Origin of the sequence: Streptomyces sp. NPDC005408, from assembly GCF_040606445.1 — a bacterium.
GTDB lineage: Bacteria > Actinomycetota > Actinomycetes > Streptomycetales > Streptomycetaceae > Streptomyces.
Map to the genome: position 1 here is coordinate 43,514 of NZ_JBEXEX010000042.1, position 21,077 is coordinate 64,590.

The window sequence follows — 21,077 nt, forward strand, 5'->3', positions numbered from 1 at the left end:
ATAACCCGAGTGAGACAAGAATGTCTCATCTGGGGTACAGTCGTCTCATGACAGTCGATCGCGAGCAGGTCCTCCGTACCGCCGCCGCCCTCCTCTCCCGTAAATCGACCGCCACCATGGACGAGGTCGCGCGGGCCGCCGGTATCGGACGGGCCACCCTGCATCGGCACTTCGCCGGGCGGGACGCGCTCGTCAAGGCGCTGGAGCAGCTCGGAATCCAGGAGTTCGAGGTCTCCATCGACCGCGCCCGGCTGGACGAGGGGACCGCCGACGACGGGCTTCGGCGGCTCGTCGCCGAGATGGAGCCCGTCGCCGAGCTCCTCGCCTTCCTCGTCACCGAGAACCAGCTCTTCGAGGGCGACCAGATCAACGAGGGCTGGTCCAGGCTCGATGCCCGTGTGTCCGCCCTCTTCCGGCGCGGTCAGGAACAGGGCGTGTTCCGGATCGACCTCACACCCGCATGGCTGACCGAAGCCCTCTACGGGCTCATCGGCACCTGCGCCTGGGCCGTCATGGACGGCCGCGTCGCCAAGAACGACTTCCAGTACATGATCGCCGAGCTGCTGCTCGGCGGAGCGAGACGGAGTGTGGAGCAATGAGCAGCACCATCCAGCGCACGAGCGGGACGGACGAAACCCTGTACCGCCCCGGGCGCTGGCTCGCGCTGTCGGTCCTCGTCCTGGCCGTTCTGCTGGTGGCCGTCGACGCCACAGTCCTCGGCCTCGCCACCCCGTTCCTCAGCGAGGACCTCAAGCCCACCGGCACCCAGCTGCTGTGGATCGGCGATGTCTACTCGTTCGTCATCGCGGGCCTGCTCGTCTCCATGGGCAGCCTCGGCGACCGTATCGGCCGCAAGAAGCTCCTGCTGCTCGGCGCTGTCGCGTTCGGAGCGGTGTCCGTCCTCAACGCGTACGCCACCACCCCCGAGATGATGATTCTCGCCAGGGCACTCCTCGGCGTCGCAGGCGCGACGCTCATGCCCTCCACCCTCGCGTTGATCCGGAACATCTTCCACGACCCCAAGGAGCGCAGCCTCGCCATCGGCATCTGGGGCGCGATGGCCTCCGCCGGCGCGGCGGTCGGGCCGGTCGTCGGCGGCTTCCTGCTGGAACACTTCTGGTGGGGTTCGGTCTTCCTGATCAACCTGCCGGTGATGGCCGTCCTGGTGCTGGTCGGTGTCAAGCTGCTGCCCGAGTCGAAGAATCCGGTGGCAGGGCCCTGGGACCTGATCAGTGTCGTACTGTCCCTCGTCGGCATGGTCGGTGTCGTCTACGCCGTCAAGGAGGCGGCGACGCACGGCGCGAGCCCGGAGGCCGCCGCCGCCGCGGTGCTCGGCCTCGGCGCGCTGTACGGCTTCGTCCGCAGGCAGTTGACGCTGCCGGCGCCACTGCTCGACATGCGGCTGTTCCGGCACCGGGGTTTCTCGGGCGCGGTACTGGCCGATCTGCTGACCATCCTCGGCCTGTCCGGCCTGGTCTTCTTCCTCTCCCAGTTCCTGCAACTGGTGCAGGGCCGGGAGCCGTTCGAGGCCGGACTCGCCGAACTGCCCGCCGCGATCGGTGCGGTGGCGACTGGTCTGATCGCGGGCACGGTGGCCCGCCGGTTCTCCGTACGGTCGGTCGTCGCCGGTGGCCTCGCCGCCGTGGGCGTCGCCCTCGCCGCACTGACGCTGCTCGGCCAGTCCACCGGCTATCCGCTGCTCGGCGCGGCCCTGCTGATGGTCGGTGTCGGCGCCGGATTCTCGTTCACCGTCACCGCCGACGTCATCCTGTCGAGCGTCCCCAAGGAGCAGGCGGGCGCCGCGTCCGCGGTCTCGGAGACTGCGTACGAACTGGGCGCGGCCCTCGGCATCGCCCTGCTCGGCTCCATCGTCACCGGCGTCTACCGCGGGTTCACCACCCCGGCGGGCGTCCCCGCCGGTCCGGCGTCCGCTGCGCATGAATCGCTCGGCGGTGCGGTCGAGGCGGCGGCGACGCTGCCGCAGCGGCAGGGCGCGGAGATGGTGGCCGCGGCGCAGGAGGCGTTCACCGACGGACTGCGGCTCGCTTCCGGTGTCGGAGCGGCGGTGCTGCTGGCGACGGCGGTGGCGGCGTGGTTCCTGCTGCGCGGCCAGAAGCTCGAGGACGGCCTCGAGCACTCGTAGACAGGCCCCAACACCCATGAACAGGACGGAGGGCCGGACCCCACCCCCGGGGTCCGGCCCTCCTCACGCGCTGCCTCAGGCTGCCTTCGCCTTCGTTGCGTACATGTCCACGTACTCCTGGCCCGACAGCTCCATGACCTCCGTCATCACCGAGTCAGTCACCGCCCGCAGCACATAGCGGTCACGGTCCATCCCGTCGTACCGCGAGAACTCCATCGGCTCGCCGAAGCGGATCGTCACCCGGCCCGGCCGCGGCAGTCCCGCGCCGCCCGGCTGGAGCTTGTCGGTGCCGATCACCGCGAACGGGACCACCGGCGCGCCCGTCATCAGGGTGAGCCGGGCGATACCCGTACGGCCCCGGTACAGGCGGCCGTCGGGGGAGCGGGTGCCCTCCGGGTAGATGCCGAAGATCTTGCCCTCCTCCAGCACCCGACGGCCCGTCATCAGCGCGGCCACACCGCCGTTCGCGCCGTCGCGGTCCACCGGGATCATGCCGCTGCCGGTGAAGAACCACGCCATCGCCCGGCCCTTGATGCCCTTGCCGGTGACGTACTCGTCCTTGCCGATGAAGTGGACCGGACGGGCGCACACCAGCGGGAGGATCATCGAGTCGATGAACGTCAGGTGGTTTCCGGCGAGGATCACCGGACCGGTCCCGGGAATGTTCTCGGCGCCTTCCACGCGTGGGTGGAACATCAGGCGCAGGATCGGTCCTAGCACGGCCTTGATGAGCGACAAGCGGGACAACGGGTCCTCCGGTGTCAGACACGGTGGCGTGGGGGCGGACGGTAACGGCGGCGAAGTCTGTGCAGGTGAGGACCATACTCGCGGGTCAGAGTTGATCGCACATCGGGTTCACGGAGCGGATACGCAGTGTTGACGTGTGTTTTCGCTGCGTTCGTCCCTGGTCTGCCGTATGTAGGGCGTGGCTGCCTACCATCGGGCGTCGCCTGACAGGTGCGGGACATCACACGGAGGAATGTCGATGACACAGGGTGCGGACAGAAGTCCCGGACGCCGGACCGTCCTCGGGGCGGCGGTACTCGGCACGGCAGCTCTCGGCGTCGGCGGTGTCACCGCGGGGCGTGCCGAGGCCGGCGAGCTCCACGACAGCCATGACGGACACGGATCGTCGTACAGGGATCTGCCCTCCCCCACGATCATCGGCCACCGCGGCGCCAGCGGCTACCGGCCCGAGCACACCCTCGGCTCCTACCAGCTCGCCCTGGACATGGGTGCGCATGTCATCGAGCAGGACCTGGTGCCCACCAAGGACGGCCATCTCGTATGCCGTCACGAGAACGACATCACGGGTACCACGGATGTCGCGGCTCACCCGGAGTTCGCCTCCCGCAAGACCACCAAGTCCGTCGACGGCGTGAGCCTGACCGGCTGGTTCACCGAGGACTTCACGCTCGCCGAGCTGAAGACGCTGCGCGCAAAGGAGCGGATCCCGGCCAACCGCCAGGAGAACACCCTCTACGACGGCCGCTGGGCGATCCCCACCTTCGAAGAGGTGCTGCGCTGGGCGGAGAAGGAGGGCCGCCGACGCGGCCGTCCCGTCTGGCTCCATGTCGAGACCAAGCACCCCACCTACTTCCGGGGGCTCGGGCTGGGACTTGAGGAGCCGCTGGCCAAGCTGCTGCGCCGATACGGCCGCGACCGCCGCAACTCGCCCGTCTTCCTGCAGTCGTTCGAGCCGAGCAGCATCCAGCGGCTGTCGAAGCTGGTGTCCTCGCCGGGCGTCGTGCTGCTGTCCGGCGCGAGCAGCCGCCCGTGGGACTTCGTCCAGGCGGGCGACGCGCGTACCGTGGCCGACCTCGTCAAGCCCGAGGGCCTTGCGTGGATCGCGTCCTACGCGCAGGGCATCGGGCCGACCCTCGACCTGATCATCCCGAAGGACGCGAGCGGCAAGCTGGGCACGCCGACGACCCTGGTCGCGGACGCGCACGCCGAGGGCCTGATCCTGCACCCGTACACGATGCGCAACGAGAACACCTTCCTGCCCGCCGACTTCCGGCGCGGCACCGACCCGAACGCCTACGGCGACGCCTTCGGCGCCTTCAAGGTCTACTTCGAGACCGGCATCGACGGCATCTTCACCGACAACGCCGACACCGGGCTGCTGGCGGCCGCCGACTTCAACGGCTGACAGCACGCGAGGCCCGGCCGCCCGTACGGGTGACTGTGCCGTCGCACGGCAACCACCGCCGTGCGACGGCACGTCCCGCCGGGCATGACGCTTCTCGAAGAACTCCGTCCGCTCGTGAGCGCCGAGGCGACCGCCGAGGCCCCTGCCGCCGCGATGGAGCCGCGCGATCTGGAACAGGCCGTCTGGGTGCGGCTGCTCGAACGGCTCGGCGGCGACGGCCCGCCGCCGGACGCCGCCCGCTGGGTCAAGTCGGCCGTGCGAGCGGAAGCGCGCCGCGCCCGGCGCACCGCGGCCAGGGAGCGGCCGTACGGCCCGGAGCCGTTGGCGGACCCGGCAGGCAGCCCGGAACGTGCCGCGCTGAGGTCCGAGCGCCGCCGGACCCTGCGCGCCGCGGTCGCCCGCACACCCGGCAACTGCCCGCGGCTGCTGACTGCGATGCTGTCGCCCGACGACCCGACCTACCGCGAAATCGCAGGGGAGTTGGGAATCTCACAGGGCAGTCTGGGGCCGATGCGTTCCCGCTGCCTGGGATGCCTGCGCAGAATGCTGACGGCAGAGGTTGCGGCTCCTGAACTCGGGGGAAAGGAGCGATAGACAACCGGCGGACAGGTGAGCGGGAGGCATGCGCACATGGGCATGAGCGTGACCATCTCAGCGGCAAGAGCTCAGGACGCGGAGCAGATCCTCAAGTTGCAGTACCTGTGCTACCAGAGTGAGGCCGAGCTCTACGGCGACTACGGAATCGAGCCCCTCACCCAGTCCCTCGACGATCTGCGGGCCGAAATAGCCCAGGGGCACGCCCTGGTGGCCCGGCTCGGCGACGAGGTGGTCGCATCCGTGCGCGGCAGCGTCGACGCAGGCGGAACGGCCCGGCTCGCCAAGCTGATCGTGCACCCCCGGATGCAGCGCCACGGCCTCGGCGGCCGGCTGCTCGACGCGATCGAGCGGCGCTTCTCGGGTGAGTCGGCGGCCAAGCGGTTCCAGCTGTTCACCGGCCATCGCAGCGAGAGCAATCTGCGGCTGTACCGCAGCCGCGGCTATGTGCAGGTCTCCAGCGAGCAGGTCGGCCCGCGGCTGACGCTGGTCACGCTGGAGAAGGAGGTCACGGCGAGCGCCTACGCCGCGAGCGCGTAGCCGGGTTGAGCTGCCGCGGGTTCGGCTCCCTGCGGGTTCGGCTCCCTGCGGGTTCAGCTTCTGCGGGAGCGGCGCAGCCAGAGCATTCCGGTGATCGGCAGCAGCACCGGAATGAAGATGTAGCCCATGCCGTACGTGGACCAGACCGTCGAGTCCGGGAAGGCGGACGGCTCGAGAACCGTCCAGGTCCCCACGATCAGTACGCCCGCGAGCTCGGCGGCGCAGCACACCAGCGCCGCCCTGCGCGCCCTCTCCCCGCCGCGCACCAGCGTGTAGGTGATGAACGCGTACACCACCGCCGCGACGGCGGAGAGTGTGTGGGCCAGCGGCGCCGAGCCGTAGTCGGTGAGGATCTGGTAGACGGAGCGCGAGACCGCGCCCACCGACATCACTCCGTACACCCAGACCAGCAGCAGCCCAGGGCCCTGGACCAGCCGGGTCTTCTTGCCTTCTGCGGTCTCGGTCATGGTCAGCCGTTCCAGATGTCGTAGAGGCGCACTTCGAGCACGGCCAGGACGATCGCGCCCGCGGCGACCGTCACGGAGCCCCAGCGGGTCCGCTCCGAGAGGGAGAGAAAGCCCGCCGCCGGTACGGCCGCGAACGCCCCGATCAGATACGCGACGAAGATGACCGAGCCTTCGTCGGCCTTCTCGCCGCGTGCCAGCTGCACGATCCCGATCAGCAGTTGCGCCAGCGCCAGCACAGACACCACGGCCATGCCGATGAAGTGCCAGTCCTTGGTGGGCTGGTCGCGAAGGGCGGCATAGCCGCACCAGGCGGCGAGGGCGAGCGCGGTCACGGCGACCGCGACCGTCAGGGCGTCAAGCATGGCCCTGAGCGTATTACGGGCCAAAAGGCCCGATGCGCGCGGCCCCGACTGCCCCGTAGGGTCGACGACCATGAGGATCGACGCCGCAGCCCTGCTGTTCGACAACGACGGAACCCTTGTCTCCTCGATGGAGTCCGTCCAGCGCTGCTGGACCCGATGGGCGGGGGAGTACGGAATCACCGCGGAGGACTTCGCCCGCATCGAGCTGCACGGCCGTACCGCCGCCGAGATAGCCGCCGATCTGCTGCCCGCGGGTGTGGTGCCGGAGGCGGTGGCCCGTATCGAACAGCTCGAGGTCGAGGACGTGGCCGGGGGAGTCGTGCTGCTGCCCGGCACCGCCGAGCTGCTGGACCGGCTGCCCGCCGACCGCTGGGCGGTGGTCACGTCAGCAACGCGCCGGCTGGCCGAGGCCCGGCTCGAAGAGGTCGGTATCCGGCCCAAGGTCCTCATCGCCGCCGACGACATCACGCGCGGCAAGCCCGACCCGGAGCCCTATCTGCTCGGGGCCGTCCGCGTCGGTGTGGATCCGGCGCGCTGTGTCGTCTTCGAGGACGCCCCGGCGGGTCTGACCGCGGGCCGCGCGGCCGGCATGCGGACCGTGGCCTTGGCCACAACGCACCAGCGTTCCGAGCTGTTCGCCGATGTCGTCGTCAGGGACCTCTCGGCCGTGTCCGCGCAGGCCACGCACGGGGGAGTGGAGATCACGGCCGCCGACTGAGCCCAGGCCGACCCTGTCCGCATGCTGTATCAGCACTGTCCGCTATTCGGACAGCGCTGATTGCCTCGTACCCCTGTCTGCTTTACTTGCCGACATGACCACGACGAGCAGCCGCACCCTTGCGACCGAGGCGATCACGACGCCCGGTGCTCGTTGTATGTGTCGAATGTGCGCCAACTGAGGGCCCCTGCCTGAGCCTCGCGCCCCGAAGCGAGACCGACAGCCGAGCCGACTCCGGTGCTCCGCCAGGACGCATCGGACCGAGCCTGCCCCGCGCACGCGTTACCCCGGGCCACGAGCCGAATCAGCCGTGTCGCGCCCGACTGTCCACACCCGAATGCCCCGTGCCCGGCGGAACACCGCGCCGCGCACTCGACAGCGACGGAAAACCCCCTGTGATCACCACTACGGGCCTTACAAAGGTCTACGAGTCACGAGGCCGCAAGGTCACCGCCCTGGACGGCGTCGATCTGCACGTCCGTGAGGGCGAAGTCTTCGGAGTCATCGGCCAGAGCGGCGCCGGAAAGTCCTCGCTCATCCGCTGCGTCAACCTGCTGGAGCGCCCCACCTCCGGCACCGTGACCGTCGCGGGCCAGGACCTCACCGCGCTCGCCGGCCGCGGCCGCCGCGCATCCAAGGAACTGCGCGAAGCACGCAGCCGTATCGGCATGGTCTTCCAGCACTTCAACCTGCTGTCCTCGCGCACCGTCAAGGACAACATCGAGCTGCCGCTGGAGATCCTCGGCGTCTCCGGCGCCGAGCGCTCCCGCAAGGCCCTCGAACTGCTCGACCTGGTGGGCCTCGCCGACAAGGCCAAGGCGTACCCCGGACAGCTCTCCGGCGGCCAGAAGCAGCGCGTCGGCATCGCCCGGGCGCTCGCCGGCGACCCCAAAGTGCTGCTGTCCGACGAGGCGACCAGCGCCCTCGACCCCGAGACCACCCGCTCGATCCTGCAGCTGCTGCGCGACCTCAACCAGCAGCTCGGACTGACCGTCCTGCTCATCACGCACGAGATGGACGTCGTCAAGACCATCTGCGACTCGGCGGCCCTGATGAAGAAGGGGAAGATCATCGAATCCGGCACCGTGAGCGAACTGCTCGCGACCCCCGGCTCCGAGCTGGCTCAGGAGCTGTTCCCGGTGAGCGGCGAGGCCTCGGGCCCCGACCGCACCGTCATCGACGTCACCTTCCACGGTGAGGCCGCGACGCAGCCGGTCATCTCCCAGCTCTCGCGCACGTACAACATCGACATCTCGATCCTCGGCGCGGCGATGGACACCGTCGGCGGCAAGCAGATCGGCCGGATGCGCATCGAACTGCCCGGACGGTACGAGGAGAACGTCGTCCCGGTCGGCTTCCTGCGCGAGCAGGGCCTCCAGGTCGACGTCGTCGACCCCGACGCCCCCGCCGAGCCGGTCGCGCTCCCCGCCCAGAGCATCGCCGCGCTGGTCGCGGAGGTCGCCAAGTGACCTGGTCGGAGATGCAGCCCCTGCTGAGCCAGGGCACCATCGACACTCTCTACATGGTGCTGTGGTCCACCCTCGTCACCGTCGCGGGCGGACTGCCGCTCGGTGTGCTCCTTGTCCTCACCGACAAGGGCGGATTGCTGCAGAACACCCCGGTGAACAAGGTCGTCGGCGTGATCGTGAACATCGGCCGCTCGCTGCCGTTCATCATCCTGTTGATCGCGCTGATCCCCTTCACCACGCTGGTCGTCGGAACCTTCATCGGCCCTACCGCGATGATCGTGCCGCTCGCCGTCGGCGCCATTCCGTTCTTCGCGCGGCTCGTCGAGACGGCGATCCGCGAGGTCGACCACGGCCTGGTCGAGGCCGTCCAGGCGATGGGCGGCTCGATCCCGACGATCGTCCGCAAGGTGCTGCTGCCGCAGGCCCTGCCCTCACTCGTCTCCGCCGTCACCACCACCGTGATCGTGCTCGTCGGCTACTCGGCGATGGCCGGCGCGGTCGGCGGCGAGGGGCTCGGATCCAAGGCCGTCACCTACGGATTCCAGCGCTTCGAGACCCAGTTCATGCTGATCACGGTCGTCGTCCTGATCGCCATCGTCACGGTCGTACAGCTCGTGGGCGACGGAGTCGTACGACTCCTGGCACGCCGCGGCCGTACCGCTTCCTGACGCCACGGACCACATCCCGCACAGCCCGCACTCCTTGTCCGGGCGCCGTTCCGCTCCACCAGAAAGAGGCACTTTTCGTGCGTAAGAACATCAAGCTCACTGCGTCCGCCGCCGCTCTCGCGGCCCTCGCCCTCGGCCTCACCGCCTGCGGCACCGCGTCCGACCCGGCCGCCAAGTCCGACTCCGGCGCCAAGGCCGACGAGTCGAAGGCGCTGGTCGTCGCCGCGTCCCCGACGCCGCACGCGGACATCCTCAATTACGTCAAGGACAACCTGGCGAAGAAGGCCGGACTGAACCTCGAGGTCAAGGAGTTCACGGACTACGTCCTGCCGAACACCGCCACCGAGAGCGGCCAGGTCGACGCCAACTTCTTCCAGCACAAGCCGTACCTCGACGACTTCAACAAGAAGAACAACACCCACATCGTCCCGGTCGTCACCGTCCACCTGGAGCCGCTCGGCCTGTACTCCAAGAAGGTCAAGGACCTCAAGGAGATCAAGTCCGGCCAGACGCTGGCCGTGCCGAACGACACCACCAACGAGGGCCGCGCGCTCAAGCTGCTCGCCGACAACGGCCTCATCACCCTCAAGGACGGCGCGGGCAGCGGCGCCAAGCTCTCCGACATCAAGGACAGCAAGGGCCTGAAGTTCAAGGAGATCGAGGCCGCCACGCTTCCCCGCGCCCTGAACGACGTCGACGCCGCGGTCATCAACGGCAACTACGCCATCGAGGCCGACCTCAAGCCCGCCAAGGACTCCCTGGCGCTCGAGAAGGCCGAGGGCAACCCGTACGCCAACTTCCTCGCCGTCAAGGAGGGCAACGAGAAGGACGCCCGCGTGCAGAAGCTCGCGAAGCTCCTCAACTCCCCCGAGGTGAAGAAGTTCATCGAGGACACGTACGCCGGCTCCGTCGTCCCGGCCTTCGGCGCCGCCAAGTAACGCTTGCCGCACGCCGTTTGAACGAGGCCCCGCGCACCACGACAGGTGCGCGGGGCCTTGTGCAACTCACCACCCGGCCATGCGCATCCGTCACCGGATGCTGCATGCTGTGCCTTTACGGCTACGACCCTTTCGACGGTCTTCGGCATGGAGCTGCGCATGACTACCACCTTCCCGGACGTGTCCATCAGCACGGAGCGGTTGGTGCTGCGCCCCTTCGAGGAGGCCGACATCCAGGCGCACACCGAGATGATGAACGACGAGATGGTCACCGCCTGGACCTCGGTGCCGCACCCGTACACCGCTGCCGACTCCGAGGCATGGATCCGCAGGATCGCTCCTGCAGAGCGCACCGAAGGCCGCGGAATCGTTCTGGCCGTCACCGAATTCCTCACCCAGCGGCTCGTCGGCATCGTCCAACTGAAGAACACCGACTGGCGAACCCTCGCCACCGAGGCCGCGTACGTCACCGCCCCCTGGGCGCGCGGTGAGGGCTACGCCACCGAATCGGTGCTGGCCGTCGCCCAGTGGCTGTTCCGCGACCAGCGGTTCGAGCGCCTGGAACTGCGCACCGCCGCGGACAACACCGCATCCCAGCAGGTCGCGCAGAAAATCGGCTCCATCAGCGAGGGCGTGCTCCGCAACGCCTGGATAGCGCGTACGCAGACGGAGGACGGCGGCTGGGCCGACATCCGTACCGATCTGATCGTCTGGAGCCTGCTGCCCGAGGACCTCGAAGGCGTCTCGGACCACATGGCGGACGCGGGCTACGCCTCCTTCACCGACTGGAACTGACCGGCACCCACGACCGTCCGCCGCCCGCTCCAGGTACTCTCGCCATGCCCGCGCCCGCGGGCTGCCCCGACCTGCGACAACACCAGGAGACTGACGACGATGGCCGACCGGGTCACGGTGATCGGCTGGGACGGTTCGCCCCTCACCGCGGCGGCCAGGTCCGCACTCTCCGCTGCCACCCTGGTGGCCGGAGCGGCCCACCACCTTGCCCTCCCCGAGGTGCCGAAGGGCGCCGAGCGCATCCGGCTCGGCAGCGTCGACCTCGCCGCCCGGCGGATCGCGGGCCACCGAGGCAGCGCCGTCGTCCTCGCCGACGGCGACCCGGGCTTCTTCGGCGTCGTACGCACGCTGCGTGCGCCGGAGCACGGCCTGGAGGTCGAGGTCGTCCCCGCCGTCTCGTCCGTCGCCACCGCCTTCGCCCGGGCCGGAATGCCCTGGGACGACGCCCAGATCGTCGTCGCCCACCGCCGTACGCTGCGCCGTGCCGTCAACGTGTGCCGGGCGCACCCCAAGGTCGCCGTCCTCACCTCCCCGGGCGCCGGGCCCGCCGAGCTCGCCCTGCTGCTCGAAGGAGTCCACCGCACCTTCGTCATCTGCGAGGAACTGGGCACGGACCGTGAGCAGGTCACCGTCCTCACCTCCGACAAGGCCGCCGACCACGCCTGGCGCGACCCCAACGTCGTCATCGTCATCGGCGGCGCCGCGACCGCGGCCGTCCAGGGCGGCGGCTGGATCGCGGGCCGCGAGCCCGGCTATCCGCCGGCGGTACGGGGCTGGGCGCTGCCTTCGGACTCGTACGGAGAGTTGTACGGAGAAGGTCTCGGCGAAGGCGAGTCGGTGCAGCTGCGCGCCGCCCAACTGGCCCGCCTCGGGCCGCGTATCGGTGACCTGGTCTGGGACATCGGTTCCGGCAGCGGGGCACTCGCGGTGGAGGCGGCCCGCTTCGGCGCCGCGGTCATCGCCGTCGACGCGGACGCGGACGCCTGCGCCCGCACGGAGGCCACGGCCCGGCACGCGGGCGCCCAGCTCCAGGTCGTCCAAGGGCGCGCGCCGCATGTGCTGGAGCGGCTGCCCGAGCCCGATGTCGTACGGATCGGTGGCGGGGGAGTCCCGGTGGTGACCGCGTGCGCCGACCGGCGGCCCCAGCGCATCGTCACGCACGCCTCGACGCGGGACGAGGCCGAGGCGATCGGCGCGGCCCTCGCGGCGGGCGGCTACGAGGTGGAGTGCGCGCTGCTGCAGTCCGTCGAAATGGACACGACGGCATGGGCGGAACGTGAGCGTTCCGTCGTCTTCCTGCTCTCCGGCCGAAGGGTCGAGAGCGCCCCGTGACCTTGCTGCCGGACGGCGCGAGGTAGGCTGGCCGATCGTTGTACCGCAGCCGGATGTTCGTCGCTTCGTTCGTCAATGTCCGGAAAATGGGGCCGCTTTGGTTCCGTTTTGTGGTACGTCAGAACCGGGGGAAGCGCAACGTGGCGCAGCCCACAGCGGGCCGTGGCAGTTCTCACTGCCGCGGCGCCGAACGGCCGCGAGAATGCATGGAGACCGTGGGGGCATCGTGCCGCGCGGCGCACACGCTCGTTCTTGTTGACGGGCGTCAGGTGTGCCGCGATGTGGCGTCCCGGGCGACGGGCGAAGGAACACAAGCGATGGGCGAGGGGTACGCATGACTGACACCGGCCAGATCCCGGGCGAGGGGCTGCCGGAGAACGCAGGCATGGTGGAGCAGCCGGGCATCCCCGCTCCTGGCGCGTACACCTTCCTCGACCACTCCGAGAACGGCTCCGAAGAGGACGATCTGCTGCTGATGCCCGGTGCGCAGGGCGCGTGGAGCGATCCGCAGCCCGTGCAGCCCGTGCAGGCGATGCACGGCGTGCACCAGGGCCCTGTGGCACAGGCGGTCGGGCAGGCTCCGGTGGCAGTGCCGCCGCCTGCGCCGATGGCTCAGACGTCCGGTCCGGAGCACCTCGTGTCCGAGCACCACGGGCCGGAGTCGTTTGTGTCCGAGGCTCACGTCGAGGCCTCCGTGGCGGTGCAGCCGCCCGCGGGACCGGAGTTCGTGGCACCGGGGTTCGCGGCTCCCGCTCCGGTGGCGGAGCCCGTCGCTCCCGTGTTCACGGATGAGCAGTTCGCCCAGGCCGAGCAGCCCGCGCCCGTTGCCGAGCCGGTTGCGGTCGCAGCGCCTGTGTTCGACGCGCAAGAGTCCGGGGCGCACGAGGCCGGGGGCCGGGACTCCGGCTCCGTCGACCTCAACGGCGTACGTATTCCGCCCACATCGGCCACGCCGACGCCTCCGCCCGCGCGACGCCCGCTGCACATGGGCCCGCCGATGCCCGACACCTCGGGCGGCGTGGTGCGCTCGCTCGCCGACCGCGGGCCGGCGGGCACCCCGCCGCAGGCCGTGCCCGTGGCCAACCCCGGGCCGCCCACGGCAGGTCTGGAGTATCTCGACATCCCGCGCGACGAGGCGGCTGCCGTGCTGCCGGGACCGCAGCTGGGTGAGATTCCGCCCCAGGGCGGGGCTCCTTGGGACCCTCAGCCTCCCCAGTCACACACGCCTCCTCCCGTACCAGCAGAAACGGTCGTCCCGGAGTCCGCTCCTGTCACTCCGGCTGCTCAGGCTGCTCCCGTTGTCGCCGAGGCTCCGGCCGCGGCCCCTGAGCCCGCCCCTGAGCCGGAGCCGGAAGCGGAGCCCGAGCAGTCGGCGCCTGCCGGGCAGTTCGTCCCGGTCGACGGATCACTGCCCACCACGCCCCACCTGGCGCCGACGCCGGTCGCCGTGGTGATGCAGGCCGAGCCCGAACCGGAGCCGGTGGCGGAAGCCGAGGTCGTGGCAGCGGTTCCTGAGCCCGAGCCGCAGCCAGAGCCGGATGTACAGGCGATCGTCCTGCCCGCGCCGCGCGAGGGTTCCCCGGAACCGCTCGTGGAGGCGGTTCCCGAGCCCGTACCGGTTGCCGAGGCCGAGCCGGTCGCGGCTCCCGAAGTGGTCGCTGTCGCCGAGGTTGCCGAGGAGGTCATCGTGGCCGTCGTGGCCGAAGAACCCGCGCCCGCGCCCGCGCCCGAGCCCGAAACGGAGCCGGACCCGGAGCCCGTGGCCGTCCTGGTGCCCGAGCCGGAGGCCGTCGTCGGCGCGGCCGCGCCCGGTTACGACGACGCAGAGCGCGAAGCCGTACTCCGTGTCATGCGCGAGCGCCGGGACATCCGTAACGGCTTCCGCAGCGACCCCATCCCGCACGAAGTACTGCTGCGCGTCCTGGAGGCCGCCCACACGGCACCCAGCGTCGGCCACTCCCAGCCCTGGGACTTCGTCGTCATCCGCTCCGCCGAGACCCGGCGGACGATGCACGAACTCGCCCAGCGGCAGCGCGAGGCGTACGCGAAGTCGCTGCCGAAGGGCAGAGCCAAGCAGTTCAAGGAACTGAAGATCGAGGCGATCCTCGACACCCCCGTGAACATCGTGGTCACCGCCGACCCGACGCGCGGCGGCCGCCACACTCTCGGCCGTCACACCCAGCCGCAGATGGCCCCGTACTCCTCCGCACTCGCCGTCGAGAACCTGTGGCTCGCCGCCCGCGCGGAGGGCCTCGGCGTCGGCTGGGTCAGCTTCTTCGACGAGCGCGAGATGGTGCGTGCGCTGGGGCTGCCGGAGCACCTTGAGGTCGTGGCGTACCTGTGTGTCGGCTACGTCGACGAGTTCCCCGAGGAGCCCGAGCTGATGCAGGCGGGCTGGTCCAAGCGCCGTCCGCTGTCATGGGTCGTCCACGAGGAAACGTACGGACGCCGCGCCCTGCCCGGCGAGGAGCCGCACGATCTGCTCCAGGAGACCGTCTCCAACATCCGCCCGCTGGACGCGAAGGCGCTCGGCGAGGCGTGGGAGCGGCAGAAGCGGATGACCAAGCCCGCGGGCGCGCTCGGCATGCTGGAGATCATCTCCGCGCAGCTGAGCGGACTGTCCCGGATGTGCCCGCCGCCGATCCCGGAGCCCGCGGCGGTCGCGATCTTCGCGGGCGACCACGGGGTGCACGCGCAGGGGGTCACCACCTGGCCGCAGGAGGTCACGGCCCAGATGGTGGCCAACTTCCTCGGCGGCGGCGCGGTCTGCAACGCTTTTGCCAATCAGGTGGGCGCGGAGGTCTGCGTCATCGACGTCGGCGTGGCCGGTGACCTGCCCGCCACGCCGGGTCTGCTGCCGCGCAAGGTCCGGCCGGGCACGGCCGACTTCACGACCGGGGTCGCGCTGACCCGCGAGGAGGTCCTCTCCGCTGTCGGGGTCGGCATCGAGACGGCGCGGGACCTGGTGGCGGCGGGCAACAAGGCGCTGCTCACCGGTGAGATGGGCATCGCCAACACGACGGTCTCGGCGGCGCTGATCGCCGTGTACACGGGTATCGACCCGGGCGAGATCACCGGGCGCGGTACGGGCATCAACGACGAGATGCACGCGCGCAAGGTCGACGTGGTGCGCCGCGCGCTGGAACTCCACGCGCCGGACCCGGCCGACCCGATCGGTGTCCTGTCGGCGGTCGGCGGCCTGGAGCATGCGGCGCTGGTCGGCTTCATCCTGGGCGGCGCGTCGCTGCGTACGCCGGTGGTGCTGGACGGCGTCTCGGCGGGCGCGGCCGCGCTGGTTGCCCGGGCGATCGCGCCCGAAGCCCTGGCGGCGTGCATCGCGGGCCACCGCAGCGCGGAGCCTGGTCACGTGGCGGCCCTCAACAAGCTGGGCCTGCGCCCGCTGATCGACCTGGACCTGCGCCTCGGCGAGGGGACAGGGGCGCTGCTGGCGCTGCCGGTGGTGCAGAGTGCTGCGCGGGCGATGCATGAGGTGGCGACGTTCGACTCGGCGGGCGTCACGGAGAAGTAACCCGCGCTGCCCGTTCGGGCCCTACGGGTGGTCGCCTGCGGGCCGGTGGCCGGTGCGCCCGCCCGTTCAGCCGTCCGGTCAGATGGACGCCTCTGGTGGTTGCTGGGCGCCGTCGGCGGCTGTGCCCCGTGGGCGGTACGCCCGCCTTCGGCGGGCAGTGTGTCCCACCCGTCCGCCCTTTCGGGCCGTCCGTTCGGTGGACGCCTCTGGTGGTTGCTGGGCGCCGTCGGCGGCTGCGGCCCGGTGGGCGGTGTGCCCGCCTTCGGCGGCCTGGTGGCTGCGGCGTGAAGCTGCCGCCGGGGGCGTGGGGCGTCAGCCCCCACAACAACCCCCGGCGGTCTGGGGCACCGCCCCAGTTTCGGGAAGGGGCGGGGCAGGGGAGAAACCCCCCACCCCCGTAAGCTGTTCGCCAGCGTTCACACCCCGCCCCACCAGCCGCTTCACCGCCGCAGCGGTCCCGTACACGCACTGCCCCGCACGAGGAGCCACGACCGCCATGGCCGAGCACGCAGAGCACGCAGAGCACGCCGAGCACCCCGCCTACCCCGTCGGACTCCGCCTCGCCGGGCGCCGCGTCGTCGTCCTCGGCGGCGGTCAGGTCGCCCAGCGCAGGCTTCCCGCGCTCATCGCGGCCGGTGCCGACATCGTCCTCGTGTCCCCGGAGGCGACGCCCTCCGTGGAGGCGATGGCCGCGGCCGGCGAGATCGGCTGGGAGCGGCGCCCGTACGTCGAGGGCGACCTCGCCGATGCCTGGTACGCCCTCATCGCCACCTCCGACGCCGAGGCGAACGAGCTCGCATCCGCCGAAGCCGAGCGCACCCGCACCTGGTGCGTACGCTCTGACGACGCAAACGCGGCCACCGCCTGGACGCCCGCGACCGGCCGGTCGGAGGGCGTGACGGTCGCGGTGCTCACCGGGCGTGACCCCCGCCGTTCCGCCGCCGTGCGCGACGCCATCGTCGAGGGACTGCGCGACGGCTCGCTCGCCGCACCCCACCACCGCACCCGGACCCCCGGCGTCGCCCTCGTCGGCGGCGGCCCCGGCGACCCGGACCTGATCACCGTCCGCGGCCGCCGCCTCCTCGCCGAGGCGGACGTCGTCATCGCCGACCGCCTCGGCCCGCGCGACCTCCTCGACGAACTCCCGCCCCACGTCGAGGTGATCGACGCCGCGAAGATCCCGTACGGCCGTTTCATGGCCCAGGAGGCCATCAACAACGCGCTGATCGAGCACGCGAAGGCGGGCAAGGCGGTCGTGCGCCTCAAGGGCGGCGACCCGTTCGTCTTCGGCCGCGGCATGGAGGAGGCCGAGGCCCTCGCCGAGGCGGGCATCCCATGCACGGTCGTCCCCGGCATCTCCAGCTCCATCAGCGTTCCGGGCGCCGTCGGCATCCCGGTCACCCACCGCGGTGTGGCCCATGAGTTCACGGTGGTCAGCGGCCATGTCGCGCCCGACGACGAGCGTTCCCTCGTCGACTGGGAGTCGCTCGCCAAGCTGCGCGGCACGCTCGTCGTGCTGATGGGCGTCGACAAGATCGGTGCGATCGCGCAGGCCCTCGTGGCGTACGGCAAGAGCCCGGAGACCCCCGTGGCCCTGGTCCAGGAGGGCACCACCGCGTCCCAGCGCCGGGTCGACGCGACCCTGGCGACGGTCGCCGAGACGGTGCGGGCCGAGGACGTGCGCCCGCCGGCGGTCATCGTCATCGGCGACGTCGTCGCCGTCGGCCCGCGCAAGCCGTAGGCGTACCCCGCAGTCGTAACCTAGGCCGCATTCCATAACCCGGGGCCGCATCCCGTAACCCATGGCAGCGCGTAACCGCCAGTAACCGACCTGCGCCCAGCCGTTGGCACCACACCCAGGAGAAGGCAGTATCACCCTGTGGCTGATCTCATCACTGTCGAGGATCCCGACGACCCGCGCCTGCGCGACTACACCGGTCTGACCGACGTCGAGCTGCGGCGCAAGCGCGAACCCGCGGAGGGCCTGTTCATCGCCGAGGGCGAGAAGGTCATCCGGCGCGCCAAGGACGCCGGTTACGAGATGCGGTCGATGCTGCTCTCCGCCAAGTGGGTCGATGTCATGCGGGACGTCATCGACGAGCTCCCGGCCCCTGTCTACGCAGTGAGCCCTGAGCTCGCCGAACGGGTCACCGGCTACCACGTGCACCGCGGCGCGCTCGCGTCCATGCAGCGCAAGCCGCTGCCCACGGCCGACGAACTGCTGGTGACCGCCCGCCGGGTGGTCGTCATGGAGGCGGTCAACGACCACACCAACATCGGCGCGATCTTCCGCAGCGCCGCAGCACTCGGCATGGACGCGGTGCTGCTCTCGCCGGACTGCGCGGATCCGCTTTACCGCCGCTCCGTGAAGGTGTCGATGGGCGCGGTCTTCTCCGTCCCGTACGCACGCCTCGAGTCGTGGCCGAGGGGACTGGAGTCCGTCAGGGAAGCGGGCTTCAAGCTTCTCGCGCTGACACCTGACGAGAAGGCCGCCGCGATCGACGAGGCGGCCCCGCACCGGCTGGAGCGGGTTGCGCTGATGCTCGGTGCGGAGGGCGACGGGCTCTCGACGCAGGCGCTGGTCGCCGCGGACGAATGGGTGCGGATCCCGATGGCGCACGGGGTGGACTCGCTCAATGTGGGCGCGGCCGCGGCGGTGGCGTTCTACGCGGTCGTGACGGGCCGCCCGGGGGCCTGAGCTACAGCTGCTGGGCGGCGGCGATCCCGAGCGCCACGATCAGCGTCACCACGACGAAGACGATGATGCGCTGGCGCAGCAGCCGCGGGTTGGCGGGCCGCCGCCCGGCCGACGTCGGGCGCCCGCCGGGCCTGGTGCCCTGACGCCCGTTCGTACGGGCGGTGTTGCGGGGCTGCTGAGGGCGCGTGCCGCCGGTGCGCGGCGGCTGCTGCGGGCGGGGCATGGACGAGCCCGTACGCCGCTCCACGCGCTCCACCCGGTCCACGCGCTCCGTACGCTCGGAACGCTCTGTCCGGTCGGAACGCTCCGTGCGCTGCATACGCTCCGGATAGCGCGAGGTCGGCCGGTCCTGCTCGATACGCTCGCGCTGGGCCGGCGGACGCGCATCCGGCAGCCCCTGGGCCTCCCTGGCCGCGATCTCCTTGAGCCGCATCGACAGCTGCAACGTGCTGGGCCGCTCATCGGGGTCCTTCGCCAGACACGCCCGTACGAGCGGAGCAAGCGCATCCGGAACCCCGTACAGCTGCGGCTCCTCATGCACGACCCGGTACAGCATGACCTCCGAACTGCCGTGTCCGAAGGGCGAGTCGGCCGTCGCCGCGTATGCCAGCGTGGCGCCCAGCGCGAAGACGTCCGTCGCCGGGGTGACCGCAGCGCCGCGCACCTGCTCGGGCGCGAGAAAACCGGGGGAGCCGACCGCCGTACCGACATGAGTGAGCGTGCTCGCGCCCGTCGCCCAGGCGATGCCGAAATCGATGATCCGCGGGCCCTTCGGCGACAGCAGGATGTTCGACGGCTTCAGATCCCGGTGGACGACTCCGGCCTCGTGCACCGCGACCAGGCCCTCCGACAGGGCGGCACCGATCGCGGCCACCTCGGCGGCCCGCAGCGTGCCGTCCTCGGCCACCTTGTCGTGCAGCGAAGGACCGGGGACGTACTGGGTGGCGAACCACGGGCGCTCCGCCTCCAGATCGGCGGCCACCAGCCGTGCCGTACAGCCGCCGCGGATCCGCCGTGCGGCCGAGACCTCGCGCGCGAAGCGCGACCTGAACTCCTGGTCCTCCGCCAGATCCGGCCGGATCACCTTCAGCGCCACGCGCTGCCCGCGCCGGTCGGACCCGAGGTACACAACCCCCATGCCACCCGCGCCGAGCCGCCGGTGAAGCCTGAACGAGCCGACGACACGCGGGTCCTCGCGCCGGAGCCGCATCATCGCCATGTCCGTCCCCTACCTACGGTGGGGAGACCCCACCCCCGCTGCCACGGTCGTCCGTTTGACGTGGCACAGCTTACGTACCCCCGCCCCGGTGTGCTCATAGGCCGCGCCCTCGCGGGCCGAACGATTGTCAGTGCCGGGTGGGAAACTTGAAGAGTGGTCAGGGGGCTGCGGATCAGGCTCCTTCGGCCCGTGCGAGATCTCAACGGTCCGTCGTAGAAGGGGGATTGGATCAGTGAAGGGTGACCGCGTGGAGATAGTCGTGGATGCGGGAGACACGACTCGTACGTACGAAGTGGTGGCCAGCAGAGCGGGTCGCAGGGTCGAGACGGCGGTGCGCAGAGGGGTGGTGGAAGTGAGCGAAGTCACCCGCAGCGGATCGGTGGTGCGGACGGCGCGCTTCATGGCCACGCGCGTACTGGCGCTGGTCGAGCAGCCGGTGCCGCGGGAGGACGCCTCGGAGCGTCCCCTCCGGGAAGACCCCAAGGCCTAGGACCTCGTCTCCACCCAGGGGAGTACGTCACTGGGGCGTGGCTCATCCTCCGGGAGGCCCGGCAATCGGTACGAGGGCATGACGCCCGGGACCCGGCGGATCCCTAATGTTGAAGTCAAGCGGCGGGTGCAGCACTCGTCCCCCGAGGTCAGACACCCGCCGCTGCTAAATACGACAGGAGAGGGATCATGGCGGACACGGCATCGCGGACGATGATCCGCACGCAGGGACGTAAGGCATTCGCCGCGTTCGGCGGCCGCCCGTCGGGCCGACGCCACCCGCTGGTGGCGACGGCGATGGTGCTCCCTCTCGCAGCCCTGCTCGTGGTCGCCTTCGGCGGCTGGGACGCAGTGGTCACACAAGCGTCGTCCGTGGGCGTGATGCTGGGGCGCTGAGCGGCGCCCCGGGCCCGGAAGAGCGGTCCGGGTCGGGGACATCCGGCCAACAACCCCGTGGGGACGGGGGTGCGGCGGACGGCAGCGTTTGGCCGGTCAGCTGGGGAGCTGACCGGCCATCGCGCTGTCTGCCCTTCTGCGTACGACCTCGCACCGCTCGGCCTGGAGGGCTCACGGGCTTCGGAGCGCTGCGACGGACTCCGTCCGCCGAACGGTGCCCGGTGGCGCGGAGGGGACCGGGGGATGCGCTCCCCGTGCCAACGGCGGTGCACCGGTGAGCCACGCGTCCGATCGACCTCGGTTGTGCGTCCGCCGCGTCGCGAAGCTTGTCCACCGAGGGTGCGCGTTCACCGCGCCGCGGAGCCCGGCGTCAGGCCGTACCGGACCCGCCGCCGCGAAGCTTGTCCACGACGGTGCGTGTTCACCGCGCCGCGAAGACCGGCGTCACGGCGTCAGGGCGCACCTGACTCGCCGCCGCGAAGCCCGGCGTGCGGGGTTACCGGGCTCGCGCCGCGAAGCCGGCGCTCCAGGGGTGTGGGGCGTCAGCCCCCCACCCCCTCCCCCACGG

The 21,077-nt window shown here is 70.9% G+C and carries 20 protein-coding genes; 16 read left to right on the plus strand and 4 right to left on the minus strand.

The genetic code is table 11. The features are described from left to right. Nucleotides 1–47: 47 nt before the first annotated feature. Together ABZS64_RS29560 and ABZS64_RS29565 are read left to right on the plus strand one after the other, a co-directional pair. The gene (locus tag ABZS64_RS29560) at nt 48–599 is read left to right on the plus strand and encodes a helix-turn-helix domain-containing protein (protein ID WP_355836197.1); all 552 of its coding nucleotides are present in this window, start codon (nt 48–50) and stop codon (nt 597–599) included. After that, nucleotides 596–2,143, plus strand: a complete 1,548-nt coding sequence (locus tag ABZS64_RS29565; RefSeq protein WP_355836200.1) for an MFS transporter — start codon at nt 596–598, stop codon at nt 2,141–2,143. Before ABZS64_RS29560 ends, ABZS64_RS29565 begins: the two co-directional genes overlap by 4 nt. Before the next feature lie 75 nt (nt 2,144–2,218). On the opposite strand, the gene ABZS64_RS29570 is transcribed toward ABZS64_RS29565, so the two are convergent. After that, the gene (locus tag ABZS64_RS29570; RefSeq protein ID WP_355836255.1) at nt 2,219–2,881 is read right to left on the minus strand and encodes a lysophospholipid acyltransferase family protein; all 663 of its coding nucleotides are present in this window, start codon (nt 2,879–2,881) and stop codon (nt 2,219–2,221) included. A 247-nt stretch (nt 2,882–3,128) separates the two neighbouring features. Here ABZS64_RS29570 and ABZS64_RS29575 point away from each other — a divergent pair, with 247 nt between their 5' ends. The 3 genes from ABZS64_RS29575 (at nt 3,129) to ABZS64_RS29585 (ending at nt 5,429) form a co-directional block, all read left to right on the plus strand. After that, nucleotides 3,129–4,295: a glycerophosphodiester phosphodiesterase gene (locus tag ABZS64_RS29575; RefSeq protein WP_355836203.1), complete on the plus strand. Its 1,167-nt coding sequence runs from the start codon at nt 3,129–3,131 to the stop codon at nt 4,293–4,295. 84 nt (nt 4,296–4,379) lie between these two features. Continuing rightward, nucleotides 4,380–4,889 carry a sigma-70 family RNA polymerase sigma factor gene (locus ABZS64_RS29580; protein WP_355836206.1) on the plus strand — a complete coding sequence of 170 codons (510 nt, stop codon included), beginning with the start codon at nt 4,380–4,382 and terminating at the stop codon, nt 4,887–4,889. A 36-nt stretch (nt 4,890–4,925) separates the two neighbouring features. Further along, a complete protein-coding gene (locus tag ABZS64_RS29585; protein ID WP_355836208.1) occupies nt 4,926–5,429 on the plus strand; it encodes a GNAT family N-acetyltransferase in 504 nt (167 codons plus the stop codon). A gap of 53 nt (nt 5,430–5,482) precedes the next feature. On the opposite strand, the gene ABZS64_RS29590 is transcribed toward ABZS64_RS29585, so the two are convergent. Continuing rightward, nucleotides 5,483–5,896: a hypothetical protein gene (locus ABZS64_RS29590; RefSeq protein WP_355836211.1), complete on the minus strand. Its 414-nt coding sequence runs from the start codon at nt 5,894–5,896 to the stop codon at nt 5,483–5,485. 2 nt (nt 5,897–5,898) lie between these two features. Beyond that, nucleotides 5,899–6,258 carry a hypothetical protein gene (locus ABZS64_RS29595; protein WP_355836214.1) on the minus strand — a complete coding sequence of 120 codons (360 nt, stop codon included), beginning with the start codon at nt 6,256–6,258 and terminating at the stop codon, nt 5,899–5,901. 70 nt (nt 6,259–6,328) lie between these two features. Between ABZS64_RS29595 and ABZS64_RS29600 the strand changes: the two genes are divergently transcribed. The 9 genes from ABZS64_RS29600 to ABZS64_RS29640 all read left to right on the plus strand — a co-directional run bounded on the left by ABZS64_RS29600 (nt 6,329) and on the right by ABZS64_RS29640 (nt 18,405). Further along, entirely contained in the window at nt 6,329–6,976 is a 648-nt protein-coding gene (locus ABZS64_RS29600; RefSeq protein WP_355836217.1) for an HAD family hydrolase, read from the plus strand. A gap of 395 nt (nt 6,977–7,371) precedes the next feature. Beyond that, the gene (locus tag ABZS64_RS29605) at nt 7,372–8,445 is read left to right on the plus strand and encodes an ATP-binding cassette domain-containing protein (RefSeq protein WP_355836220.1); all 1,074 of its coding nucleotides are present in this window, start codon (nt 7,372–7,374) and stop codon (nt 8,443–8,445) included. Next, complete coding sequence (locus tag ABZS64_RS29610; protein ID WP_355836223.1) at nt 8,442–9,113, plus strand: methionine ABC transporter permease; 672 nt, start codon at nt 8,442–8,444, stop codon at nt 9,111–9,113. The genes ABZS64_RS29605 and ABZS64_RS29610 overlap by 4 nt, the downstream gene beginning before the upstream one ends. Nucleotides 9,114–9,190: 77 nt before the next feature. Continuing rightward, complete coding sequence (locus ABZS64_RS29615) at nt 9,191–10,051, plus strand: MetQ/NlpA family ABC transporter substrate-binding protein (protein WP_355836225.1); 861 nt, start codon at nt 9,191–9,193, stop codon at nt 10,049–10,051. Between the two features lie 147 nt (nt 10,052–10,198). After that, a complete protein-coding gene (locus tag ABZS64_RS29620; RefSeq protein WP_355836227.1) occupies nt 10,199–10,846 on the plus strand; it encodes a GNAT family N-acetyltransferase in 648 nt (215 codons plus the stop codon). A gap of 99 nt (nt 10,847–10,945) precedes the next feature. After that, a complete protein-coding gene (cbiE, locus tag ABZS64_RS29625) occupies nt 10,946–12,178 on the plus strand; it encodes a precorrin-6y C5,15-methyltransferase (decarboxylating) subunit CbiE (protein ID WP_355836230.1) in 1,233 nt (410 codons plus the stop codon). A gap of 334 nt (nt 12,179–12,512) precedes the next feature. Further along, nucleotides 12,513–15,707 carry a nicotinate-nucleotide--dimethylbenzimidazole phosphoribosyltransferase gene (gene cobT, locus ABZS64_RS29630; RefSeq protein ID WP_355836233.1) on the plus strand — a complete coding sequence of 1,065 codons (3,195 nt, stop codon included), beginning with the start codon at nt 12,513–12,515 and terminating at the stop codon, nt 15,705–15,707. Nucleotides 15,708–16,203: 496 nt separating this feature from the next. After that, on the plus strand, nt 16,204–17,448 hold the full coding sequence (cobA, locus tag ABZS64_RS29635) for a uroporphyrinogen-III C-methyltransferase (protein ID WP_355836236.1): 1,245 nt from the start codon (nt 16,204–16,206) through the stop codon (nt 17,446–17,448). Between the two features lie 138 nt (nt 17,449–17,586). Beyond that, nucleotides 17,587–18,405: an RNA methyltransferase gene (locus ABZS64_RS29640; RefSeq protein WP_355836239.1), complete on the plus strand. Its 819-nt coding sequence runs from the start codon at nt 17,587–17,589 to the stop codon at nt 18,403–18,405. Between the two features lies 1 nt (nt 18,406). Here the strand turns inward: ABZS64_RS29640 and ABZS64_RS29645 are convergent, their stop codons facing one another. Then, nucleotides 18,407–19,624 carry a protein kinase gene (locus ABZS64_RS29645; RefSeq protein ID WP_355836241.1) on the minus strand — a complete coding sequence of 406 codons (1,218 nt, stop codon included), beginning with the start codon at nt 19,622–19,624 and terminating at the stop codon, nt 18,407–18,409. A 232-nt stretch (nt 19,625–19,856) separates the two neighbouring features. Here ABZS64_RS29645 and ABZS64_RS29650 point away from each other — a divergent pair, with 232 nt between their 5' ends. Next, the gene (locus ABZS64_RS29650; protein ID WP_355836244.1) at nt 19,857–20,114 is read left to right on the plus strand and encodes a hypothetical protein; all 258 of its coding nucleotides are present in this window, start codon (nt 19,857–19,859) and stop codon (nt 20,112–20,114) included. Nucleotides 20,115–20,302: 188 nt separating this feature from the next. Further along, nucleotides 20,303–20,509: a hypothetical protein gene (locus ABZS64_RS29655; protein WP_355836245.1), complete on the plus strand. Its 207-nt coding sequence runs from the start codon at nt 20,303–20,305 to the stop codon at nt 20,507–20,509. Nucleotides 20,510–21,077: the final 568 nt, after the last annotated feature.